Source organism: Deltaproteobacteria bacterium, assembly GCA_016178705.1.
GTDB lineage: Bacteria > Desulfobacterota > Binatia > HRBIN30 > JACQVA1 > JACOST01.
In genome coordinates, this window is record JACOST010000028.1 from 809,752 (window position 1) to 830,811 (window position 21,060).

At 65.6% G+C, this 21,060-nt stretch carries 19 protein-coding genes; 14 read left to right on the forward strand and 5 right to left on the reverse strand.

Translation table 11 applies throughout. The features are described 5' to 3' along the window. The first annotated feature begins 5 nt into the window (after positions 1 to 5). The 5 genes from HYR72_20660 to HYR72_20680 all read left to right on the forward strand — a co-directional run bounded on the left by HYR72_20660 (position 6) and on the right by HYR72_20680 (position 6,801). Entirely contained in the window at positions 6 to 3,503 is a 3,498-nt protein-coding gene (locus HYR72_20660; GenBank protein MBI1817393.1) for an AAA family ATPase, read from the forward strand. A gap of 134 nt (positions 3,504 to 3,637) precedes the next feature. Beyond that, positions 3,638 to 4,672: a DUF2804 domain-containing protein gene (locus tag HYR72_20665; GenBank protein ID MBI1817394.1), complete on the forward strand. Its 1,035-nt coding sequence runs from the start codon at positions 3,638 to 3,640 to the stop codon at positions 4,670 to 4,672. Between the two features lie 65 nt (positions 4,673 to 4,737). Beyond that, positions 4,738 to 6,069, forward strand: a complete 1,332-nt coding sequence (locus tag HYR72_20670; GenBank protein ID MBI1817395.1) for an alpha/beta fold hydrolase — start codon at positions 4,738 to 4,740, stop codon at positions 6,067 to 6,069. Between the two features lie 52 nt (positions 6,070 to 6,121). After that, complete coding sequence (locus tag HYR72_20675; GenBank protein MBI1817396.1) at positions 6,122 to 6,334, forward strand: hypothetical protein; 213 nt, start codon at positions 6,122 to 6,124, stop codon at positions 6,332 to 6,334. Between the two features lie 308 nt (positions 6,335 to 6,642). Continuing rightward, positions 6,643 to 6,801, forward strand: coding sequence for a hypothetical protein (locus tag HYR72_20680; protein ID MBI1817397.1), 159 nt, complete (start codon positions 6,643 to 6,645; stop codon positions 6,799 to 6,801). Positions 6,802 to 6,884: 83 nt separating this feature from the next. On the opposite strand, the gene HYR72_20685 is transcribed toward HYR72_20680, so the two are convergent. Next, a complete protein-coding gene (locus HYR72_20685) occupies positions 6,885 to 9,158 on the reverse strand; it encodes an arylsulfatase (GenBank protein ID MBI1817398.1) in 2,274 nt (757 codons plus the stop codon). Positions 9,159 to 9,369: 211 nt separating this feature from the next. On the opposite strand from HYR72_20685, the gene HYR72_20690 reads away from it, so the two are divergent. Beyond that, a complete protein-coding gene (locus HYR72_20690; GenBank protein ID MBI1817399.1) occupies positions 9,370 to 10,707 on the forward strand; it encodes an adenylate/guanylate cyclase domain-containing protein in 1,338 nt (445 codons plus the stop codon). A gap of 64 nt (positions 10,708 to 10,771) precedes the next feature. Then, positions 10,772 to 11,320 (forward strand): O-acetyl-ADP-ribose deacetylase, encoded by a 549-nt coding sequence (locus HYR72_20695; protein MBI1817400.1) that lies wholly within the window; start codon positions 10,772 to 10,774, stop codon positions 11,318 to 11,320. A 145-nt stretch (positions 11,321 to 11,465) separates the two neighbouring features. Here HYR72_20695 and HYR72_20700 read toward each other — a convergent pair whose 3' ends face one another. Further along, a complete protein-coding gene (locus HYR72_20700) occupies positions 11,466 to 11,963 on the reverse strand; it encodes a GNAT family N-acetyltransferase (GenBank protein ID MBI1817401.1) in 498 nt (165 codons plus the stop codon). A gap of 1 nt (position 11,964) precedes the next feature. Further along, the gene (gene bioB / locus HYR72_20705; GenBank protein MBI1817402.1) at positions 11,965 to 12,963 is read right to left on the reverse strand and encodes a biotin synthase BioB; all 999 of its coding nucleotides are present in this window, start codon (positions 12,961 to 12,963) and stop codon (positions 11,965 to 11,967) included. Between the two features lie 182 nt (positions 12,964 to 13,145). Here bioB and HYR72_20710 point away from each other — a divergent pair, with 182 nt between their 5' ends. Both HYR72_20710 and HYR72_20715 read left to right on the forward strand, forming a co-directional pair. After that, entirely contained in the window at positions 13,146 to 13,544 is a 399-nt protein-coding gene (locus tag HYR72_20710) for a hypothetical protein (protein MBI1817403.1), read from the forward strand. A gap of 9 nt (positions 13,545 to 13,553) precedes the next feature. Then, positions 13,554 to 13,883, forward strand: coding sequence for a Smr/MutS family protein (locus HYR72_20715; protein MBI1817404.1), 330 nt, complete (start codon positions 13,554 to 13,556; stop codon positions 13,881 to 13,883). A gap of 1 nt (position 13,884) precedes the next feature. On the opposite strand, the gene HYR72_20720 is transcribed toward HYR72_20715, so the two are convergent. Next, positions 13,885 to 16,347 carry an AAA family ATPase gene (locus HYR72_20720; GenBank protein MBI1817405.1) on the reverse strand — a complete coding sequence of 821 codons (2,463 nt, stop codon included), beginning with the start codon at positions 16,345 to 16,347 and terminating at the stop codon, positions 13,885 to 13,887. Then, a complete protein-coding gene (locus HYR72_20725) occupies positions 16,344 to 16,721 on the reverse strand; it encodes an Hsp20/alpha crystallin family protein (protein ID MBI1817406.1) in 378 nt (125 codons plus the stop codon). Before HYR72_20725 ends, HYR72_20720 begins: the two co-directional genes overlap by 4 nt. Before the next feature lie 110 nt (positions 16,722 to 16,831). On the opposite strand from HYR72_20725, the gene HYR72_20730 reads away from it, so the two are divergent. From HYR72_20730 to HYR72_20750, 5 genes are all read left to right on the forward strand, one after another. Further along, positions 16,832 to 17,698: an MOSC domain-containing protein gene (locus HYR72_20730; protein ID MBI1817407.1), complete on the forward strand. Its 867-nt coding sequence runs from the start codon at positions 16,832 to 16,834 to the stop codon at positions 17,696 to 17,698. Positions 17,699 to 17,739: 41 nt separating this feature from the next. Beyond that, on the forward strand, positions 17,740 to 18,417 hold the full coding sequence (locus HYR72_20735) for a hypothetical protein (GenBank protein MBI1817408.1): 678 nt from the start codon (positions 17,740 to 17,742) through the stop codon (positions 18,415 to 18,417). A gap of 77 nt (positions 18,418 to 18,494) precedes the next feature. After that, positions 18,495 to 19,109, forward strand: a complete 615-nt coding sequence (locus HYR72_20740; GenBank protein ID MBI1817409.1) for a transposase — start codon at positions 18,495 to 18,497, stop codon at positions 19,107 to 19,109. A gap of 82 nt (positions 19,110 to 19,191) precedes the next feature. Continuing rightward, complete coding sequence (locus HYR72_20745) at positions 19,192 to 20,148, forward strand: pyridoxal-phosphate dependent enzyme (protein ID MBI1817410.1); 957 nt, start codon at positions 19,192 to 19,194, stop codon at positions 20,146 to 20,148. A 39-nt stretch (positions 20,149 to 20,187) separates the two neighbouring features. Continuing rightward, positions 20,188 to 21,057 carry an SDR family oxidoreductase gene (locus HYR72_20750; GenBank protein MBI1817411.1) on the forward strand — a complete coding sequence of 290 codons (870 nt, stop codon included), beginning with the start codon at positions 20,188 to 20,190 and terminating at the stop codon, positions 21,055 to 21,057. Positions 21,058 to 21,060 lie beyond the last annotated feature (3 nt).

Genomic DNA, 21,060 nt, shown 5'->3' on the forward strand with positions numbered 1-21,060 from the left:
GATCGATGCGCTGCGCAGCGTGCAACCACGAGAACCGTGACACGGCGAAGTTCTGCCTCGGCTGCGGACAGCCCCTGGCGCTGCGCTGCACCAGTTGTCAGGCCGAGCTGCCGCCCGGCGCGCGCTTCTGTGACGAGTGCGGCGCTCCCGCAGCTTCAGACGACAAGCCAAAAGCTCAAAGCCAACCCCTGACCCCCAACCCCTCTTCTTACACGCCCAAACATCTTGCCACCAAGATCCTAACCTCACGCGGCGCGCTCGAAGGCGAGCGCAAGCAAGTGACGGTGTTGTTTCTCGATGTCGTCGGCTCGACGCCGTTGGCGGAGCGCATCGGTCCCGAGGAGATGCACGGCATCATGGACCGTTGCTTTCGTCTGCTCGCGGAGGAAGTACACCGTTACGAGGGGACCATCAATCAGTTCACGGGCGATGGCATCATGGCGCTGTTCGGCGCCCCGATCGCACACGAAGACGCGCCCGAGCGCGCGGTGCGCGCCGCGCTCGGCATGCAAGCCGCGCTGCGTCGCTACGGCGATGAGCTGGAGCGCGAGCGCGGCATCGATTTCCGCATGCGCATCGGTATCAACACCGGACCGGTCGTCGTCGGCAAGATCGGCGACGATTTGCGCATGGACTACACCGCGATCGGCGATACGACGAACCTGGCGGCGCGACTGCAAACCGCGGCGGCGCCGGGCACGATTCTCATCAGCGATCACACCGCCAAATCCGTCGCCGGTCGCTTTCTCACTCGTCCCATGGGCGCGCTACAGCTCAAGGGCAAATCGCTGCCCGTGCAAGCGCACGAGGTCGTCCGCACTCTGCCGCGCGCCCCGCTGGTAGCGCCGTCGGAACACGGTCTGACGCCGCTCGTGGGACGCAGCGCCGAGATCACCGCGCTGGAGACGGTGTTCGCCCACGTTCGTGCGGGTCGTGGACAGATCGCGTTCGTCGTCGGCGAAGCGGGCATCGGCAAGTCGCGCCTGATCTACGAGTTCCGTCGCCGGATCAGCGATCAGGAATATACCTGGCTGCAGGGCCGCTGCATTTCGTTCGGTCGCGGCATTCCGTTTCTCCCAATTGTCGACGCGCTCAAGAACAGCTTCGCCATCGAAGAAGCCGACGACGATGCGACCATCATCGAGAAGGTCCGCGCCGGCATCGCGACGCTGGGTGCGACTGTGGCGAGCGCCGAGCCGTATCTCCGCGCGTTGCTCGCGGTCGATCCCGGTGACCCGGCGATCGCGCAGATGGACGCCGGAGCGCGGCGCTTCGCCACCTTCGAAGCGCTCAAGCAACTCATGCTCGCCACCGCGGCGCGTCAGCCGCTGGTCTTGTTGATCGAGGATCTCCATTGGCTCGATCCCGCGTCCGAAGAATTTCTGACCTACATCCTCGATGCGATGGCGGGCGCACGCGTGCTGCTGCTGTGTACGTATCGACCCGGTTACCGTCCAGCGTTGGGTGAGCGCAGCTTCATCACGCGCGTGGCCCTACAACCGCTGACGCCCGATCAGACCGCGACGATGGCGGCGGTGATGCTGGAGGCGCGCGAGTTTCCCTCGGAACTGCGCTCCCTCATCATCGCCAAGGCCGAAGGGAACCCGTTTTTCATCGAAGAGGTCACCAAGTCGCTGGTGGAGATCGGCGCGCTCCGGCGGAGCGCAGACGGCTACGTGCTCGGCCGCCCGGTGTCGGAGATCCTGATTCCCGACCGCATTCAGGACGTCATCATGGCGCGCATCGATCGGCTCGGCGACGACGCCAAGCGGGCGATTCAAATCGCGTCGGTCATCGGGCGCGAGTTCGCCATCCGGCTCCTGCAGCGGGCCAGCGAGCTGGGCGAGAACCTCAATCCGCTGGTCGGTGAGCTGCGCGCGCTCGAACTGATCTACGAAAAGGCCGGCGTCCCCGAACTGGCGTACATGTTCAAGCACGCGCTGACGCACGACGTGGCGTACGAGAGCCTGCTGATGCAGCGCCGCAAGCGGTTGCATCGCACGATCGGGCTGGCCGTCGAAGAACTCTATGCCGACCGTCTCGCCGAATACTGGGAAACGCTGGCGCACCATTTCTATCGTGCAGAGGACTGGCCGCGCGCCTTCGCGTACCTGGTCAAGGCCGGCGACAAAGCGCGCGCGGCGTTCGCCAACCGCGAAGCGGTGCATTTCTACAGTCAGGCGCTCGACGCCGCCGGCCATCAGGCAATCGACACGCGCCAACGCGCGGCGGTCCATGAGGGCAAGGGCCTTGCGCATTTCTGTCTGAGCGAATTTACCGAGGCGATCGACAACTTGCGGCACGCGCTCGAGCTGGTCGAGGACCCCGTCGACCGGGCCGAGATCAATGCAGAGCTGGCGGAAGCCTTGTTATGGGCACACGAGCTTGACGCCGCGCTCGTAGCTGCAGACACCGCAATCGCGCTCGCCGAACCCGCCGGCGCGATCGTGGTGGCGGCGAACGCCACGTTTGTGCGCGGGTTCGTCCATATGCTGCGTGCCCAGTTGACGGAGTCCGCGGCGTGCTTCAGCACCGTCGAACGCATGTCACAGCAAGCCGGGCAACGCGCGCTCGGCGGCCGCGTCCGGCTCAATGTTGCCTTACAAGCGAACTGGCGTGGCGACTACCGTGAGGCGGTTGCAGACTGCGAGCGCGCGTTGGTCGAATTCAAAGATGCGAACGAGTTGTTGCATCTGCTTGAAGGCTACAGTCAGTTCGGCATCATGCTCGGTGGCGCCGGTGACTACGCGCGCATGCTGCCCAACCTTGCGAACGGCATCGCCCTCGCCGAGTCCATCGGTGACAAGGTCTGGCGCGCGCGCATGTGGAACACGCGCGGCTGGGTGCTGACCGAGATCGGACACTACGACGCAGCCGAGGAAGCCAACCGTCGCTGCATCGAGATCGCACAGCAGCTCGGGGCGCTGCGGATTGCGTCCGAGTTGATCGGCAACGCGGAAGCGAACCTGGCGGACGTCGCGCTCGCGCGCGGCGATCTCATCGGCAGCGAGCCGCATCTCGCTGCGGTCGGCGCGATCTTGAGCGACCGCCGCAACGAGTGGATGACCTGGCGCTACGGCATGCATTTCCATGCGAGCGCCGCCGAGTTAGCGCTCGCCCGAAGCGATCTCGACCGGGCGCGCCAGCACATCGAGGCTTGCTTGGCGACCGCGCAGCGAACCAAGTCGCACAGGTATATCGTGCGGGCGACTCGGCTGCTGGCCGCGTGCCACATCTCCGCCGGCAATGTCGTAGAGGCGGAACGCGTGCTCGGCGAGGTGGTGCGCGCTGCGCGCGCGCTGGCGAATCCCCCGCAGCTCTGGCACGCGCTGCTCGCTCAGGGCCGTGCGTTGCACAGCCTGGGCCGCCACGATGACGCCGCGGCCGTGTGGCGCGAAGCGCTCACGTTGGTGGCGGCCGTCGAGCAAACCCTGCCGGCGGAATTACAAACGACGCTGCGCGGCTCAGCGTTGGTAACGACGCTGGGAGAGCTGACGTTGTGAATCGCCGGCACCTTGGTTGAAGTCCTGCCCCTTCATCAGAGAGTCCGTGCTATCCGTTGAATCCGTTGTAAACCTGTACTTCCACGAACATGGCCACGCACCTTCCTGACCATTTGCCGATTGTCGCGCACCGCATGGCCCGCGGCGACTATCGCTCGTGCTACGACGAGCGCGAGATTACCTCGGCCGTTGATCTGTGCGACGAACGCGGCCGGCTGAATCCTGCCGCCATCGGTTGGTCGCGTCAGCCGCTGGTGCGCGCGAATCTCAATGGCCACTGGCCACGCAAGAAGCGGTGGAATTTTTGGAATTGGATCAGTCCGCGCTTCGTGTTCTCAGTCACACTCGCCGACATCGACTACGCCGCCTTCTGCCAGGTGACGTTCACCGACTTCGAAACCAAGCAATCACTCGCCGGCACGGCGCTCGCCCGACCGCACTCGTTCCCGATGCCCGAACACGTCGACCGCGCGATCACGTTTCGCGGCGGTGGGATGGAATATGCGAACGGTCCCACGGATGGCGGCCTCAAGGTCGACTTCACCGGCCAGGCGAAGTCGGGCGAGTCAATCGTGGCCGACTTCGTTGTGCACCGACCCGCGGGGCATGAGACGCTCAACATCGTCGTGCCGTGGAGTGCGACGCGCTTTCAGCTCAACTCGAAGTCGAACACGATGCCATGTGAGGGAATCGTCACCGTTGCGGGGCGCCGCTACGTCATGGATCCCGCCGAATGCCATGCCGTGCAGGACTTCGGCCGCGGGGTGTGGCCATACCGCTCGTTTTGGAACTGGGGCGTATCCACCGGCGTGCAGGACGGCATCCGCATCGGTGTAAACGTCGGTGCGAAGTGGACCACCGGCACCGGCGACAACGAGAACGGCCTGTGCATCAACGGCCGGCTCTACAAGATTATGGAGGACCTGCACTGGCAGTATGACCGGCGCGATTGGAAGCAGCCGTGGCGCGTGCGCGCCGAACACACCAGGATGGTCGATCTAACGCTGCAGCCGATCGTCGCCCACCAGCCCATGCTGAACGTCGGCGTGCTGCGTTCCGGCGGAGTGTGCGCGTTCGGTCGCTGGCAGGGCACGATTCGTTTCGATGGCAACGAGGTGCGTGTCCGCGATCTGATCGGCTGGGCGGAGGAGTTCGAGCATCGTTGGTGATCGCGGGTAGTCGCGTCGGCCCACGCTTCCGCCCGCGTGGGGTTTTGGCGTAGAGTGCCGCCGCCATGGAACCCGAGATTCGCTACGTCCGCAGCGCCGATGGGACCAGCATCGCCACGTGGAAGTTCGGAGCCGGATCGCCGCTGGTCGTGCCGATGCTGCCGCTGGCGCCCCTGCAATTGCACTGGTGCATTCCGGAAGTACGGCGCGGGTTCGAGCTGCTCGCGCAGCAACGCACGGTGGTGATGTATGATTCACGTGGTTGCGGGCTATCCGACCGAGCGGCAACCGACTTCTCGCTTGCCGCGATGGTGTTTGACCTCGAGGCCGTCGCGCGCGGCCACGCACTCGACCGCATCGATCTGCTGGCGCGCGGTCCTATGGGAGCGATCGCCATTACCTATGCGGCGCAACCGGACCGCGTGCGGCGCTTGGTTCTCGTCAATGGCGTCGCGCGTGGCAAGGACTTCAGAATGAACGCGGAGCGGCGAGCGCTCGGCCAACTCATCGCCGTCAATTTTGAGCTGTACTGCCAGACGCTCGCCCTGGTTGATTTCGGCTGGACTGAGACGGCCCGGCTGGTGGCGGCGGAGTCTGCGAAGGGGTGTAACACGGAGATCTTGACGAGGTGGTGGACCGCCCAGCGCGAATGGGACGCGTCCATGCGGTTTCCGGAGGTCCGCTGCCCAACCCGGATCATGCACCAGCCTTCTCCGAGCGGCGGTGTTGGTCTCGATGCGATGCGCAAGATGGCGGCGATGATGCCGGACGCTCGGCTCAGCATCCGCGCGAGACCCGGGCCGATCCTGTTCGTAGAGGATCCGGAAGCCGTGGCTCAAGAGATCCTCGATTTCCTCGATGAGGATCAGCGTCCTGGCACCGTCGCATCGTTGCCCTCCGGCATCGCGATCATCCTGTTCGCTGATATCGTCGATTCGACGGGGCTGACGGAGTCGCTTGGCGACGCGGCATTCCGCGCCAAGGCGCGTGAGTTGGACGACGCGATGCGTGCGGCCATTCGCACCTGCGGCGGCACGCCGGTCGATGGCAAGCTCGTCGGTGACGGCGTGCTGGCCGTCTTCTCGTCGGCGTCGCAAGCGATCGATGCGGCACTGCGCTGTGGCGCAGCCGGCGACGGAGTCGGGCTGAAACTGCATCTCGGCATCCACGCCGGCGATGTCATCCGCGAAGACAACAACGTGTACGGCGGCGCCGTGAACATCGCCGCGCGCATCAGCGCGCTTTCGGCTCCCGGCGAAGTGTTGGTATCCGACACCGTGCGCAACCTGGCGCGCACGTCCGTCACCGCCACCTTCGCAGATCGTGGCGAGCAGACGCTCAAGGGCGTGAGCGAACCGGTGCACCTGTTCGCTATCGCTCCGAGTTTGCGGCAATAGCGGTCCAGGGCGCCTGGCTTGCGCGGCGCGCATGTTATGGGGCACCATCGTCATGATGACAACCAACCGCGACTACGATCGGCTGCGTCGCCATCTCGCGGCGATGGACCCGCTCTTGGTCGAAGCCGCGGACGAAGTCGATCCCGCGCTGATCCAGTGGGCGCTCTCCCTGACACCATGGGAGCGCCTGTGCGCGAGCGCCGATGCGCTTCGTTTCCTTTCAGGCTTCCATCGTGGCACATCCCGACCATCCCAAGTCCGCTGACCTCGCCGGCTTGATCGACGCCCTCTTGGCCGGCGCGATTGAATTCATCGTCGTGGGAGGCGCGAGCGCGGTGCTACACGGGGCGCTGGCGATGACGCAAGACCTCGACATCGTGTACCGCATGACGCCGGAGAACTTCGCACGGCTGACCACGGTACTGGATCGGCTCCAGGCATACGTGCGCGAGCTAGGCCAGCGGCGTCTCCGACCCGACGCCTCTCACCTGGCGAGCGGCGGACAGATCAATCTTCTCACCACACTCGGCCCGTTGGACCTCCTCGGACGGTTGCACGACGGCCGCGGGTACGATGACCTCGTCCCCCATTCAGAAGTGCTCAGCGACGCGGCAGGTGCGAGTCATCGATCTGCCGACACTGATCGAAATCAAATCCAGCGCCGGGCGCGCGAAGGATCGGCTCGTCATCCCGATGCTTCTCGCGCTGCTCCGCGAACGCGAGCACTCGTAAATGGGAGCACCGCTCCGCCCTCAAGAGGTGTGTGCGCCCCGGCGCGACTTGGACCTAGAGTGGTGGAGCAGTGCTCCACCGCTCTACTGCGTCGCTAAGCGAGCCCGATCTTCCCGCGCTGGATCGCGATACGCCTTGCCGGTGACTTCCACGACGACGTGGTCGAGCACGCCGGGCGTGATCGCGGCTGTGCCGCGCAGCGCCGGAGCGATCGGTGTCATGCGCTGGTAGCCGACGGCGAACGGATCCACGCCGTAGCTGATCGGGGTGGTGTGGGGAATGTGGCCGCGGCCGACGGGGACGTCGCCGTACCACAACTCCAAATCGCCGGCGAAGCGGCCGGTGGGCGTGAACGTGGCGCGCGCCAGCACGTCGCCGACAGGCAACTCCACGCTGGCGGAGATGGTGGTGAGCTGGGCGCCGAGCAAGTTGTTGACGTAGTGCAGCCGCCGGCCGGCGAGATACAGCGCGTAGCCGCCGCAGTGTCCGCCGTGGCCGATGATGACGCCATCGCAGTCGCCCTGCGCCGGCACTCGCAGTGACGCGAAGAGCTGGAACGGGCGGTTGCGCAGATTGGGCGCCATCGTCTCCGGAATCGACGAGATGCCGGGGAAGAACGTGTAGCGCTCGCGCCGGAAGCGCGTGTCGCCGAAGCGGCCAGGCTGGTTGTTGAGCGGCAGCACCTGATTGCGCTCCGCTTCCTTCCACCACAGCGCTTGCAGCTCGGCGAGCTTGTCCGGATGTTGCGCGGCCACGTCGTGACACTCCGAGAAGTCCTCGGCGACGTGGTACAGCTCCCAGATGTCGTCGTCGAAACTGCGGGTGGCGTCGCTGCCGTCGTAGGCCATCATCGCCGGCGGATGGAACACCACCGCCTTCCATCCATCGTGGTAGAGCGCGCGCGAGCCGAGCATCTCGTAGTACTGCATCAGATGACGGCTGGGTTCGTCGCCCCCGCTCAGGGTGTGCGCGAAGCTTGTGCCGTCGAACGGCGTCTGCGCAACCCCCGCGATCTCGCGCGGCGCGGCCATGCCGATGAGTTCGAGCAGCGTGGGGGTGACATCGATGGCGTGGACGTACTGCTGGCGGGTCTCGCCGGGCCGGCCGAGCCGCGCCGGCCAGTGCACGATGAGCGGATCGCAGACGCCGCCCTCGTGCGTGTCGCGTTTGAAGCGCTTCAACGGCGTGTTGCCCGCCCACGCCCAACCCCACGGATAGTGGTTGTTGGCGCGCGGCGTGCCGAGATCGTCGATGCGGCGAAGATTCTCTTCGAGGCTCTCGGGCACGAAGTTGAAGAAGTACTGCTCGTTGAACGATCCTCGCGGCCCGCCCTCGGCTGACGCCCCGTTGTCGCTCATGATCAGGACGATCGTGTTGTCGAACTCGCCCAAGCGCTCGATGAACTCGATCACGCGGCCGACCTGCGCGTCGGTGTGGGTGAGGAAGCCGGCGTAGACTTCCATCATGCGGGCATAGAGCCGGCGCTCGTCCACCGACAACGTGTCCCACGCCGGCACCCACGAGGGCCGCGCGGAGAGTTCGGTGCCCGCCGGCAGCAGGCCCGACTTCAATTGCCGCGCGTACACCTGATCGCGCCAGGCGTCCCAACCCAGATCGAACCGGCCGCGATAGGGTTCGATGAATTGGGCAGGTGCTTGGTGCGGCGCGTGGCAGGCACCCGGCGCGAAGTAGAGCAGGAACGGCTTGTCGGCGCGATACGCGCGCAAGTCCTTGATGTAGGCAATGGCGCGATCGGCGAGATCTTCGGTGAGATGATAACCGTCGTCGGGCGAACACGGCGGCAACACCTGATGGTTGTCGTGAATCAGATCGGGGTGGTACTGATCCGTTTCGCCGGCGAGGAATCCGTAGTAGCGCTCGAAGCCCTTGCTGAGCGGCCAGTGATGCCGCGGTCCGCCGAGCGTCATCTCCGTTGCCGGCGTCAAATGCCACTTCCCCAGCGCGAAGGTGGCGTAGCCGTTGCGCACAAGAATCTCCGAGAGGAAACCGTTCTCGGCGGGGATAGTGGCATCGTATCCCGGGAAGCCGGAGGAGAACTCGACGATGCGCGCCATGCCGCTGGCGTGGTGGTTGCGCCCGGTCATCAGACACGCCCGCGTCGGCGAGCACAGTGCCGTGGTGTGGAAGTTCGCGTAGCGCAATCCGCTCGCGGCCAGGCGGTCGAACGTCGGTGTGGCGATGTCGGCGCCATAGCAGCCGAACTGGGCGTAGCCGACATCGTCGAGCAGCACCATGACGATGTTCGGTGCGCCAGCCGGCGCCTGCTCCTTCGGCGGCCACGAGGCCCGCGACTCCGCGAACGTTCGCCCCACCACTCCGTCAAACTGTTTGGCCATGATCACTCCCCTCGCGCGGTCGACCGTAGCGAAGCGACCCCCTACGTGGCAACCGGTAGCCGCGTTGTGTTTGCAGCATGATCGGCAGTAGAGGTAGCCGCGATGATCTGCGCTCGGTGCCGACATGACCATCTCACGCGCGGGGAGTTTTGTGCGCAATGCGGCGCGCGCTGACTTGCACGGCCGTCCGTACGTGGGAGCTGCTGGGGTGATGACCCGACCCCCTGTCCACTACGCCACCACCGCCGACGGTATCGAGATCGCCTACCAGGTGCTGGGCGACGGGCCGATCGATGTCGTCATCGTCCCCGGCATGTCGTCGAACCTCGACTGGAACGCCGAGTTGCCATTCTACGGCGGCTATCTGCGGCGCTTCCCGCGCTTTGCCCGCACCATCGCCCTCGACCGGCGCGGCGGCGGTGTGTCGGATCGCGAGGTCGGCAGCGGCAGCGCCGAGGATCGCATGGACGACGTGCGGGTAGTGATGGACGCGGTCGGCTGCCAGCGGGCGGCGCTCCTCGGTCAGGTTGAGGGCGGCGCGATCGCGGTGTTGTTCGCAGCGACCTACCCGGAGCGGGTTTCAGCACTCGTTCTGGTCGAGACGAGTGCCCGGCGGTTGTCAGCAACGGACTACCCCGCTGGGCAGCCCGCTGAGTGGATCGAAGCTACAATATCGCACAACCGTACGCATTGGGGGACGGGACGCGCGCTGTTCCCCCTCACCTGCGACGCTCGGGACGAGGAGGCGGCGGTCGCCGCGCTCGCCGTGCTCGAGCGCAGCATCGGCACGCCACGCACGATCGGTCGTCAGCGCGACTTCTCCTTCAGCGTCGATGTGCGCGCGGCGCTGCCGCTGATCGAGGTGCCGGCGCTGGTGACGCACGCGCGGCGTTCAGTATGGTCGGAATCCCAGGTGCGCTATACGGCCGACCACATCCGTGACGCGCGCTACGTCGAGACGGAGAAGGGATACGCGAACTGGGACCCGGCAGAGCAAGACGCCTTTGTCGACATCATCGAAGAGTTCCTCACCGGCCAGCGCCCGCCCGTTCACGACATCGACCGCGTGCTCGCCACGGTGCTCTACACCGATATCGTCGACTCGACGCGTCGGGCTGCAGAGCTGGGCGACCGGCACTGGCGCGACGTGCTCGATGCCCACGACGCGCAGGCCGCCGCCGAAGTCACGCGCTTTCGCGGGCGAATCGTCAAGCAGACGGGCGACGGACACCTCGCCGTATTCGACGGCCCCGCTCGCGCCATCCGCTGCGCGCAGGCAATGGCCGCCGCCGCGCGCGGCCTCGGCGTGGAGATCCGTGCCGGGCTCCATACCGGCGAGATCGAGCAGCGCGGTGAAGACGTCAGCGGGCTCGCGGTGCACATCGGGGCGCGCATCGTCGCACTGGCAGGACCGGGCGAGGTGCTGGTTTCGAGCACGGTACGCGAGCTGGTCGTCGGCTCCGGCCTCGAGTTCGACGACCGTGGTGAGCACGAGCTGCGCGGTGTCGCCGGCGTGTGGCGGCTCTTGGCAGCGCGGGTGGGCAAGTGAGCCGATGTCGGCCACCAGCAATTGAACCATTGAGCGACTCATCGGGTCATTGCGGGTCACTACGATGGCGATAACGGAATTGCAGATCGGTGCTGCGCGGATTGAGGTCGTGCGCGGCGATATTACGCGGCAAGACACCGACGCGATCGTGAATGCCGCCAACTCGACGCTGCTGGGCGGTGGCGGCGTTGACGGGGCGATTCATCGCGCCGGGGGTCCAGCGATTCTCGCCGAGTGCCGCACGCTCGGCGGTTGCGCCACCGGCGACGCCAAGATCACCACCGGTGGTACGTTGCGCGCGCGCTACGTCATCCACACCGTCGGGCCGATTTACCGCGGTGGTGCGCATGCCGAGCCGGTGCTGCTGGCGAGCGCGTACCGACGCAGTTTGGAGGTGGCGTCCGCGCGCACCATTCGCACGCTTGCGTTTCCATCGATCAGTACCGGGGCCTACGGCTATCCAATCGCCGCTGCGGCGCGCATCGCGCTGCACACAGTGTCCGACTACCTCGGTGCGCACTCAGACCTGACGCTGGTGCGCTTCGTTCTGTTCAGTGCGAGCGACTTGCAAACGTACTCGCGCGCACTCGGCGAGATCGCTGGGGACTTGTAGGGGACGACCGACGTTGAAGCGAAGTGGTCTCGCCCGAACGCCATGAAGTGGGAATTGTTGTAGGGGCGCTGCTTGCCGCGCCCCGCCGGGCCGGGCAAGCGCGGCCCCTACGGCCCCACCCCCTGCGGCAATTTTCAAAGGAGCCTCAGTTGCGAGTGCGACCGGCGAGACGACGCAACGGCGCGCCGGTGAGGCGCGTCAGAATCCACTCCTTGCGCAGCTCGACGCCAAGACGTTCGTAAAACTTGATCGCCGGCGTGTTCCAGTCGAGCACCGCCCACTCCATGCGCCCGCAACCCTTCTGTATCGCGATGCGCGCGAGCGCCGCCAGCAGCGCGCGGCCGGAACCATGGCCACGTTCGCCGGGAACCACGAACAGGTCTTCGAGATACAACGTCGGACGCGCCAAGAACGTCGAGTAGGTGAACACGTAGAGCGCGAAGCCGACGAGCTGATTTCCGCGGTGGCAGATGAGGGTTTCGAAATATGGACGGCGCCCGAATCCGTGGCGCAGGATGCGCGCGGCGTTGGCCTCGACCTGATCGCCGAGCCGTTCGTACTCGGCCAGGGCGCGGATCAGGTTGAGGATCGCCGGCACATCGCGCCGCGTTCCCCGCCGAATCCGCAGAACCGACTTCTTCATCTCAATAGTGAAGGGCGGTCGGCTCGGCCGACGCGTCGATCTCCAGCCCCATGGCGGCCACCATCGCGTGCGCTTCGTTGTGCGCCTGCCCCGGCGTGGTGAGGTAGCCATCGACGAAGATCGAGTTGGCAATCAACAGCGCGAGCGATTGGAACCAGCCGAGATTGCCCTCGCGGCCGCCGGCGAGCCGCAGATCGGTGACCGGATTGGCAAGGCGGAACAGGCAGAGCGCTTTCAAACATCGCCCCGGATCGAGCTCGCGAGTGTCCGCCAGCGGTGTGCCGTCGATCGAAATCAGAAAATTGAGCGGCAACGAATCCACTCGTAACTCACGCAGCGCGAACGCGAGGTCGACGATGTCGTCGTCGTGCTCACCCATGCCGATGATGCCGCCGCTACAGGTCTGCATGCCGGCGCGGCGGACGTTCTGCACGGTGCGGATGCGATCGGCGTAGCTGTGCGTGCTGCAGATCGTGGGATGGAAGCGTTCGGAGGTATTGAGGTTGTGATTCACCCAGCCGATGCCGGCATCCTTTAGCTGATGCGCCTGGGCTTTTTCCATGATCCCGAGCGAGACGCACAGCTCGAGTTGCGGATATTCCGCTTTGATCGCGCGCGCCGCGGCGGCAAAGCGATCGATATCGCTCTCGCTCGGGCCGCGTCCGCTGGTCACCATGCAATAGCGGCGCGCGCCGGCCGCGACGGCGCGCCGGGCATTGGCGAGCAGCTCCGGCACCGAGTCCAGCCGGTACCGTGGGATGGCCGCGTCGGAGATCGCCGACTGCGAACAGTAGTGACAGTCTTCGGGGCACAAGCCGCTGCGTGCGTTGCGCAGCAGGCACAACTTCACCCGGCGGCCGTGAAACTGCTCGCGCACCCGAGCGGTCGCACGCAACAGCGCGGGCAGCTCCGCATCAGCACAGCGCAACACCGCGTACGCATCGGCGCGCGCCAGTGGTGCGCCGGCGAGCACGGCCTCCGCCAACGCGTCGAAACGCATCGCTAACGGTGCAGCGGTGAGTGGCGCAAGCGACTGCATCGCTCGGCGTGGTATCAACCCGCCGCTGGTGGCGCAAGCTGACCACATCGGAAGTCGTCATGGCGAGGAGCGGAGCGACGAAGCAATCTCGATACAGGTTAGGCCGGTGGAATGACTCCAGAGGTTGTGGAATGCTCCCACTAATGACACGGCGAGGGTTCGTTCTCGGCTGCCTCTTGCTGAGCGCGTGCAAGCCACCGGTGCCACGGCCCGTGTCGCTCCCGCCAACGCCAGCGCTGCAGGAAGAAGTGCTGCGATCAATCGAGCGACCACAGCTCCGCATTCTCGACCTGCACGAAACCCCGAGCCCCGACGGCAAGCGGATCGTATTGACCGGGACGCTGAAGAACGACGGCGTGGGACCGACGCGCGAACTCGTCATCAACATCGAGGGACGCGATGACAACAACGCGGTCGTCTGTAGCGCCGAAGCCGTGCCGAGCACGCAAGAAGTGTTACCGGGCGATACCGTGAGCTTCACTGCAACGATCGACAATCGGCCCGAGACCGCCGACTATCACGTCGAAGCGATCGGTCGCTGACGGTTGTCGATGGCGCTCCTCGATCTCTTGCACCGGCTGGTGCGTGCGGCGGTTGGTAGCGTGCCGACATTGGATCTCCACGGCCTGGGCGTGCGTGAAGCGCTCGCGGAAACCGAACGCTTCTTGCGCGACGCGCAGACACACGGTGTCCGCCAAGTGCGTATCGTCTACGGCAAGGGTCACCGCAGTAAAGGCGGGCGCGGCGTGCTGCGCAAGGTCGTGCCGCATTGGTTCGACACCGACGGCGCGCCATTGGTGACTGACTACAGCCGCCAACCCGACGCCAGCGGTGCCGATGGCGGCGCGCTGGTGTGGGTCCGCCGGCGGCCCGCGCCGTGAGTCACTTCGGGGGAGCCGGCGGCGATGCCGGCGGTGAAGCAGGCATGGACGGTGGCGGGGGTGGCGGCGTGCCGAAGTGTTTCAGACCTTCGGCCAATTGTCGCAGCCGCTGCACGGCCAGACGGTGAATCGTGCCCTCTTCCGCGACGCTGCCGGCCTTGACGCCGCTGAGCACCTCCAAGCCTTCGTCGATGGTGCGAATCGGATAGAGATGAAACTGACCGGCGCGGATCGCGTCGACCACTTCGGGTCGCAACACGAGCCCATCGATGTTCTGCACCGGCATCACCACACCTTGCGCACCGGTGAGACCGATGGCGCGACAGGTGGCGTAGAAGCCCTCGACCTTCTCGTTGATGCCGCCGATCGGTTGGATCTCGCCCCATTGATTGACGCTGCCGGTGACCGCGAGGTCCTGCCGCAACGGCACGCCGCTGAGGCTGGAAATCAGCGCGTACAGCTCGGTCGATGACGCGCTGTCGCCATCGATGCCGGAATACGATTGCTCGAAACACAAACTGGCCGACAGGCTGAGCGGAAAATCTTGCGCGTAGAGCCGGCGCAAGTAGCCGGAGACGATCAGCACACCTTTGTCGTGCGTGTGCCCGCTCAGTTGCGCTTCGCGTTCGATGTTGATGATGCCGGCGCCGCCCATTGCCACGGCGGCGGTCACACGCGAGGGGCGGCCGAATTCGTAGCCGCCGAGGTTCAGCACCGCGAGGCCGTTGACTTGGCCGACTTTGCGTCCGTCGACGTCGACCAGCAGCACGCCGTCGCGAATCAGTTCGCGGAGTTTCTCTTCGATGCGATTGAGGCGGAAGATCCGCTGTTCGAGCGCGTGTTGCACATGCGCGTCATCGACTTCGGCGGCGCCGGCCTTGCGGCACCAGAACGCGGCCTCGCGCATCACATCGGCCAGGTCTTCCCACTGACTCGGCAGTTTGCGGCGGTGGTTGACCGAGCGCGCGCCGAACTCGATCAAGCGGGCCACCGCCGCGCGCCGAAACGCAGGTAACTGCTCGTCGCGCACGATCCGCGCGACTTGCGCAACGAAACTCGCGCGCGCGTCGTCGCCGTCGACTTCAAAGCCAAAGTCAGCCTTCACCTTGAAAATCTCGCGGAACTCTTCGTCGTAGAAATAGAGCAACTGAAATAGCTCGGCCGGACCGGTGAGCACCACGCGCGTCGAGATTCGCATCGGTTCCGGTTTCAACGCAGTGGTGGCGAACAACGCGAACGGATCGTACGCCTCGATCTCCAGCTCTTCACTCTTCAGGCAACGCTTGAGCGGCCGCCACACCTGCGGCTCCGTCAGCGCGTCGAGTGCGTTGATGATGACGCAGCCGCCGTGCCCGCGCAGCAACGAGCCGGTTTTGATGCGGGTGAAGTTGGTGACCAGCTTGCCCGACGGGTCGACCATGCGCTCCACCGAGCCGAACAAGTTCTTGTACGTCGGCGACCCTTCGATGATGATCGGCGCGCCGGTTGTCGCGCTATTGTCCACCAGGACGTTGATCTCGTAGTCGACCAGACCGTCAGCGGCGCTCGCGGTGTACATCCCGGGTATTGGGGGCGGCGCCGGCGCGGGCTCGCGAAAGGCTTCGAGATTGTCGAGCATGTGCTCGTGCACGTCGTTCAGGTACTGATGAACCTCCGCGCTCTCGTAGCGCTGGGCGATGTCGTCGACCATCGGCGCAATCACGTCTGCCGCCACGCGGCGCTCCGCGTCTTTGACCTCGCGTCCGAGCCGGCGCGCGAGCGCCTGCTGGCGGCGCAACATGGTCTTGAGGTCGCGCCCCAACTCGCGTTCCTTCTGGCGCAGCTCGTCTTGCTCCGGCTGACTCAACTTCTGGAACTCCTCGGGCTCCATTGGCTGGCCGTCTTTGCGCAGCGGCAGGAAGAAGATGCCGCCTTGCGGATGGTACTGGACGACGAAACCTTTTTCGGTTGCGCGCTGCTGTAACTCGCGCGCGATCGCTTCGCCCTCGTGGCCATAGCGTTCGGAGAGCGCTTCCTTCTCGTTCTCGAACGTTTCTTTGCGGAAAGTTTCCGGCAGTGAACGCTTGAGGTCTTCGACCAGCTCCACCATGTCGCGCCGAAGCTGCTTGCCCTGCCCCGCGGGTAAGTAGAAGGCGCGCGGCCGATCGCGGTTCTGAAAATTCTGCACGAGGACGCGATCGCCGGGGCGGGGCAGAGTACGGGTCAGTTCGGTTAGCAGCGATGCCACCGTTTGCTCGCGTTGCGTTCCCCCGAGACCGCTAACGTAGATGTTGAAGCCGGCGTGCGCCACGCCGAGGCCCAGCTCGATGGCGGCCAGCGCGCGTTCCTGGCCCTTCCAATCGGGTGTGATCGCCACCTCGGCCGTGGTGGCGAAGGTGAGTGCATCGGCGGCAACCACGAAGGCGGCGTCGCTAGCCGACAGCTCGCGCGGTGGCGCGGCAGCGGCGTGCGCGGAGTCACTCACGACGTTCTTCTCCGCACATGAATGGAGAGGTTGGCGCCTTGGACCTTGGCCTCAATATCGTTGGGTCGCGCCTCGCCCGGGAGCGTGATGGTGCGATGCAAGGCAATGTTCTGTTGCGCGCGTGACCACGCGCTCGGCCCTTCACTGCGCGCCTGTTCGCGGCGCCGCTGTCCGGAGATGGTGAGTGTACGCCCGTGGACTTCCACTCTCAGATCGGCCGCGCGCAACCCCTCGATCGACAGCTCAATCAGCCAGCCGTCGGCGACCTCGCGAATCTCCGTGGGCACCACTTGGCGCGACGCGGGTCCCCAGCGACGATGAATCAACTCATCGAACAAGCGATCGATCTCTTCGAGAATCGACGGCAGCGCCATTGGCTCACCGTTAGCACCGGAAGGATTCGGGGTTCAAGCATGCGCCACGATGAAGGCATCGGGTTGCGGCACGCGTGCGCGCCCGCTAGCAAGGACACACGGAGGGATACATGGCTATCGTTGGACGAGTCAGCGAAGTGTGGCGGTACCCGGTCAAGTCGATGGGCGGCGAGCGACTACAACGCGGCACGCTTGGCCCGCGCGGGATTCCCGGCGATCGCGGCTGGGCCGTGCGCGACGAACAGGCGGGAGAGATTCGCGGCGCGAAGAAGCTACCCGCGCTCTTGCAGTGCAACGCGCGGTATCTCGCGGAGCCGGCGGTCAACGCGATCCCGGCAGCGGAGATCACACTGCCCGACGGCACGCATGTGCGCAGCGACGATGCGACGGTATCCGCGCGCCTCTCCGAACTACTCGGCAAACCGGTCACGCTGTGGCCGCTGCAACCGGACACCGCGACCGATCACTATCGTCGTGCTGCACCTGACAACCCCGACATGATGGCCGAGCTGCGCGAGATCTTTGGCCGCACCGCCGACGAGCCGCTCCCCGATCTGTCGATTTTTCCATCCGAGATCATGGAGTACACCTCGCCGCTCGGGACGTACTTCGACGCGTTTCCTCTGCACGTGCTGACGACGGCATCCCTCGCCATGCTGAGCGCACGCACGCCAGGGGCGCGCTTCGAGCCGCGGCGCTTCCGCCCCAATTTCGTCATCGAGCCGGTTGGCGGCGCGAGCAAGGGATTGATCGAGAGCGCCTGGTCGGGCCGCACACTGCGCATCGGCGGCGCGCGCATCAAGATCGAGATGCCGTGCGTGCGCTGCGTGATGACGACGCTGCCGCAAGGCGATCTTCCCAAGGACCCATCGGTCCTGCGCACCATCGTGCGCGACGCCGAGCAGAATGTCGGAGTCTATGCGACGGTTGTGGCAGCCGGCAGCGTCAGCGCCGGCGACGAGGTGGCGCTGGAGTAAACCGATTGCAGTTGAGGCTCGTAGACGTAAGGGACACCACGATGAGATCGAGTGAAGGCAGTCGGCTTTGGCGCTTCCTAAACAGCCCCATCGTAGTTCTGGCGATTGGAGCTGCTCTATGGCCTGCCATTTCAGCCCTATCCGCGTCGATCAGTACACGATGGAGGATCGCGGCGGCCGCAACTGAACTGCGTGCGCTTGCCGAGAATCAAACGGCCAACTCCGAGGGCGGGAGTGTCAAGCTGCTGGTGTCAGGCTTCATCTCGCAAGCGGCGGATGGCTTCAGAGAGGCCTTTTCGCAGGTCGGCAACGATCACGCGAAGTCGATCGCAGAGATCCGTCAGATCCGGCCTCTGCTCGTGGTTTCCGAGGTCGCCGCGACCGCGTCCTCTGGGCCGTGGAAGGAAAAGATCGTTGGCCGGGTCGTGAATAACGCTGACGTTGCCGTGGAAAACCTCAACCTGTGTGTCATGTTCTTTGATGGTGATGGACATCTCATCGACGCCGAATACAGTTGGCTAAGAGATCAGCAGGTCGTCGAACCGAAGCAGACCGTGGCTTTTGCAATCGAACGTTCTCTTGGCCAGGGAAACGAGCCTATGAGTGAGCTGGCCAGGCGGAAGTCGCAGCGCATAGATGTGCAAGTTGCAAACTTCACGATCGTCCAGGCTCCAAGAAGCGAGGCAAGCTCAGGCCGGCGCGATCCGAATACGCAATGAACGAAGACCGGATCTGTCTCCGGTCGTAGGGGCGCTGCTTGCTGCGCCCGGAGCGGAGCGGGAGGCGCTCAAGCGGAATGACGGACAAAGCGATACACCCAGCACGCCGCCCTCTTCGCCTGCGCGACTACGACTATGCGAGTGCCGACTACTACTTCCTTACAGTCTGCACGTACAAGCGTGAGTGTTTGCTGGGCCAGGTAGCTGACGGACGTATGCAAGTCAGTGCGGAGGGTGCCGCCGTCACTCAGACGTGGCTTGGTTTGCCGGGACGCTTTCCCGCAGTAGTCCACGATGCGTTTGTGGTGATGCCGAACCACGTCCACGGAGTTTTGGTTCTGCGGCCGACAGATGTGGCCCCGGACTCCGCCGCCCCGGGCGCGGCAAGCAGCGCCCCTACATCGTCTGACCTCGCGCCACCTCATCGTCCCCCAACGCTTGGTGCGGTTGTGCGCGCGTTCAAGTCGATCTCCGCGATTCGTGTCAACCAACTTTTGGCGCGTTCGGGTGCGGTTTGGCAACGCGGCTTCTACGACCATGTCGTGCGTGACGAGCCGTCGCTGCTCAGGATCAAGGAGTACATCGCGACGAACCCACTCCGATGGTCACTCGACCGGGAAAACCCCACGCGGACTGGCGAGGATGATTTCGATCGATGGCAGAGAACGTTTGCGCGACACGGCGAAGGATGAATGATGGAGCGAACGGAGGGGCGCTGCTTGCTGCGCCCCTCCTGCCCTCCGGGCGCACGCCGTGTCAGACACATCGCATCGCATGACCACATACGCCGCTGATCTCGCTGCGGTCCGCGACGCCGCGCAGCGCATCGCCAGCGTCGCCCATCGCACGCCGATGGCCACCTGCGCTACGCTCGACGCGCTGGCGGGGCGATCCCTCTTCTTCAAGTGCGAACAGTTGCAGAAAGTCGGCGCGTTCAAGTTTCGCGGCGCGGCCAATGCGGTGATGAAACTGTCCGACGACGCCGCGGCGCGCGGCGTGGTCACGCACAGCTCGGGCAATCACGCGCAGGCGCTGGCGCTCGCCGCCAAGCTGCGCGGAATTCCAGCGCACATCGTCATGCCGCGCAACGCCTCGCCGGTGAAACTGCGGGCGGTCGAAGGCTACGGTGCGCGCGTGATCGCGTGCGAGCCGACGCTGAGTGCGCGCGCCAGTACTGCGGCTGCGGTGGTCAGCGAGACCGGCGCCACCTTGATTCACCCCTACAACAATCCCGACATCATCGCCGGCCAAGGCACCGCAGCGCTGGAGCTGATGGAACAAGTTCCCCAACTCGATGCCATCATTGCGCCGGTTGGTGGCGGCGGCTTGCTCGCCGGCACGGCCATCGCCGCGAAAGGGCTCAGCCCGTCGATTCGCATCATTGCCGGGGAACCCGAGGGCGCTGACGACGCGGCGCGCTCGCTGGCGGCGGGCACGCTGATCCCTCAAACCGCGCCGAACACGCTCGCCGACGGCCTCCTCACCGGCCTCGGCGAACTGACCTGGCCGATCATCCGCGACCATGTCGAACGCGTCGTCACCGTCAGCGATGCGCAGATCGTCGCCGCCATGCGTCTGGCCTGGGAGCGGGCGAAGCTCTTGATCGAACCGAGCGCGGCGGTGGCGCTGGCGGTGGCACTCAGCGAGGAGTTCAAGGCGTTGCGCGATCTCAATCGCGTCGGCATCGTGCTGAGCGGCGGCAACGTCGACCTCGATCATTTGCCGTGGTAGCGTCCCACGGCTCGCAGAATTATCCAGGAGGACATCAGCGTGGCAGAACGATTGACCGGTAAAGTCGCGGTGATCACCGGCGCCGCCAATGGCATCGGACGCGGCACGACGCTGCGATTTCTGGCCGAAGGCGCGCGCGTGATCGCGGCGGATCTGAATGCGACCACCGGCGCCGAGATGCTCGAACTGGCCGCGCGCGCCGGGCACCGCGAGCGCGTTCGCTTCATCAAGACCGACGTGGCGCAGGAAGTGGACGTGGCAGCGGCGATCGATCTCGCCGTCTCAGCATTCGGCCGCCTCGACTGCGTCTTCAACAACGCCGGCGTGGTCGGCGCGATCGGACCGATCGATCAGCTCGGCGCCGACGACTGGGACTACACGTTTGCCGTGTTGGTGCGCGGAGTCTTCCTCGGCATGAAGCACGCCGCGCGGGTGTTCAAGCGGCAGGGCGGCGGCGGCGCAATCATCAGCACCGCGTCGATCGCGGGCCTCAGCGGCGGCGACGGGCCGCAAGCGTACTCGGCGTCGAAGGCGGCGGTGATCAACCTGACCCGCGCCGTCGCGGTCGAGTTGGCGCCGTTCAAAATTCGCGTCAACGCAATCTGCCCGGGCGGGATTCTCACACCGCTGCTGCACCGCGGCAGCCCCGAGATGATCCAATCCGTGCTCGAGAAGATGCAGCCGTGGCCCGAGGCGGGTCTGCCCGAACACATCGCCGCCGCGGCGCTGTTTCTGGCCAGCGACGATGCGGCCTTCGTCACCGGCGAAGCGCTGGTGGTCGACGGCGGCCTCACGGCGGCGGGCGGCAACGCGATGAAGGCGCTGGGGCAAGGCGAGTTGTCGCTCCAGGTCGTCGGCGTCGATCGCGGCACGACCGGACTCGAATCCACGCTGCGCGCCATTGAGTAGCTT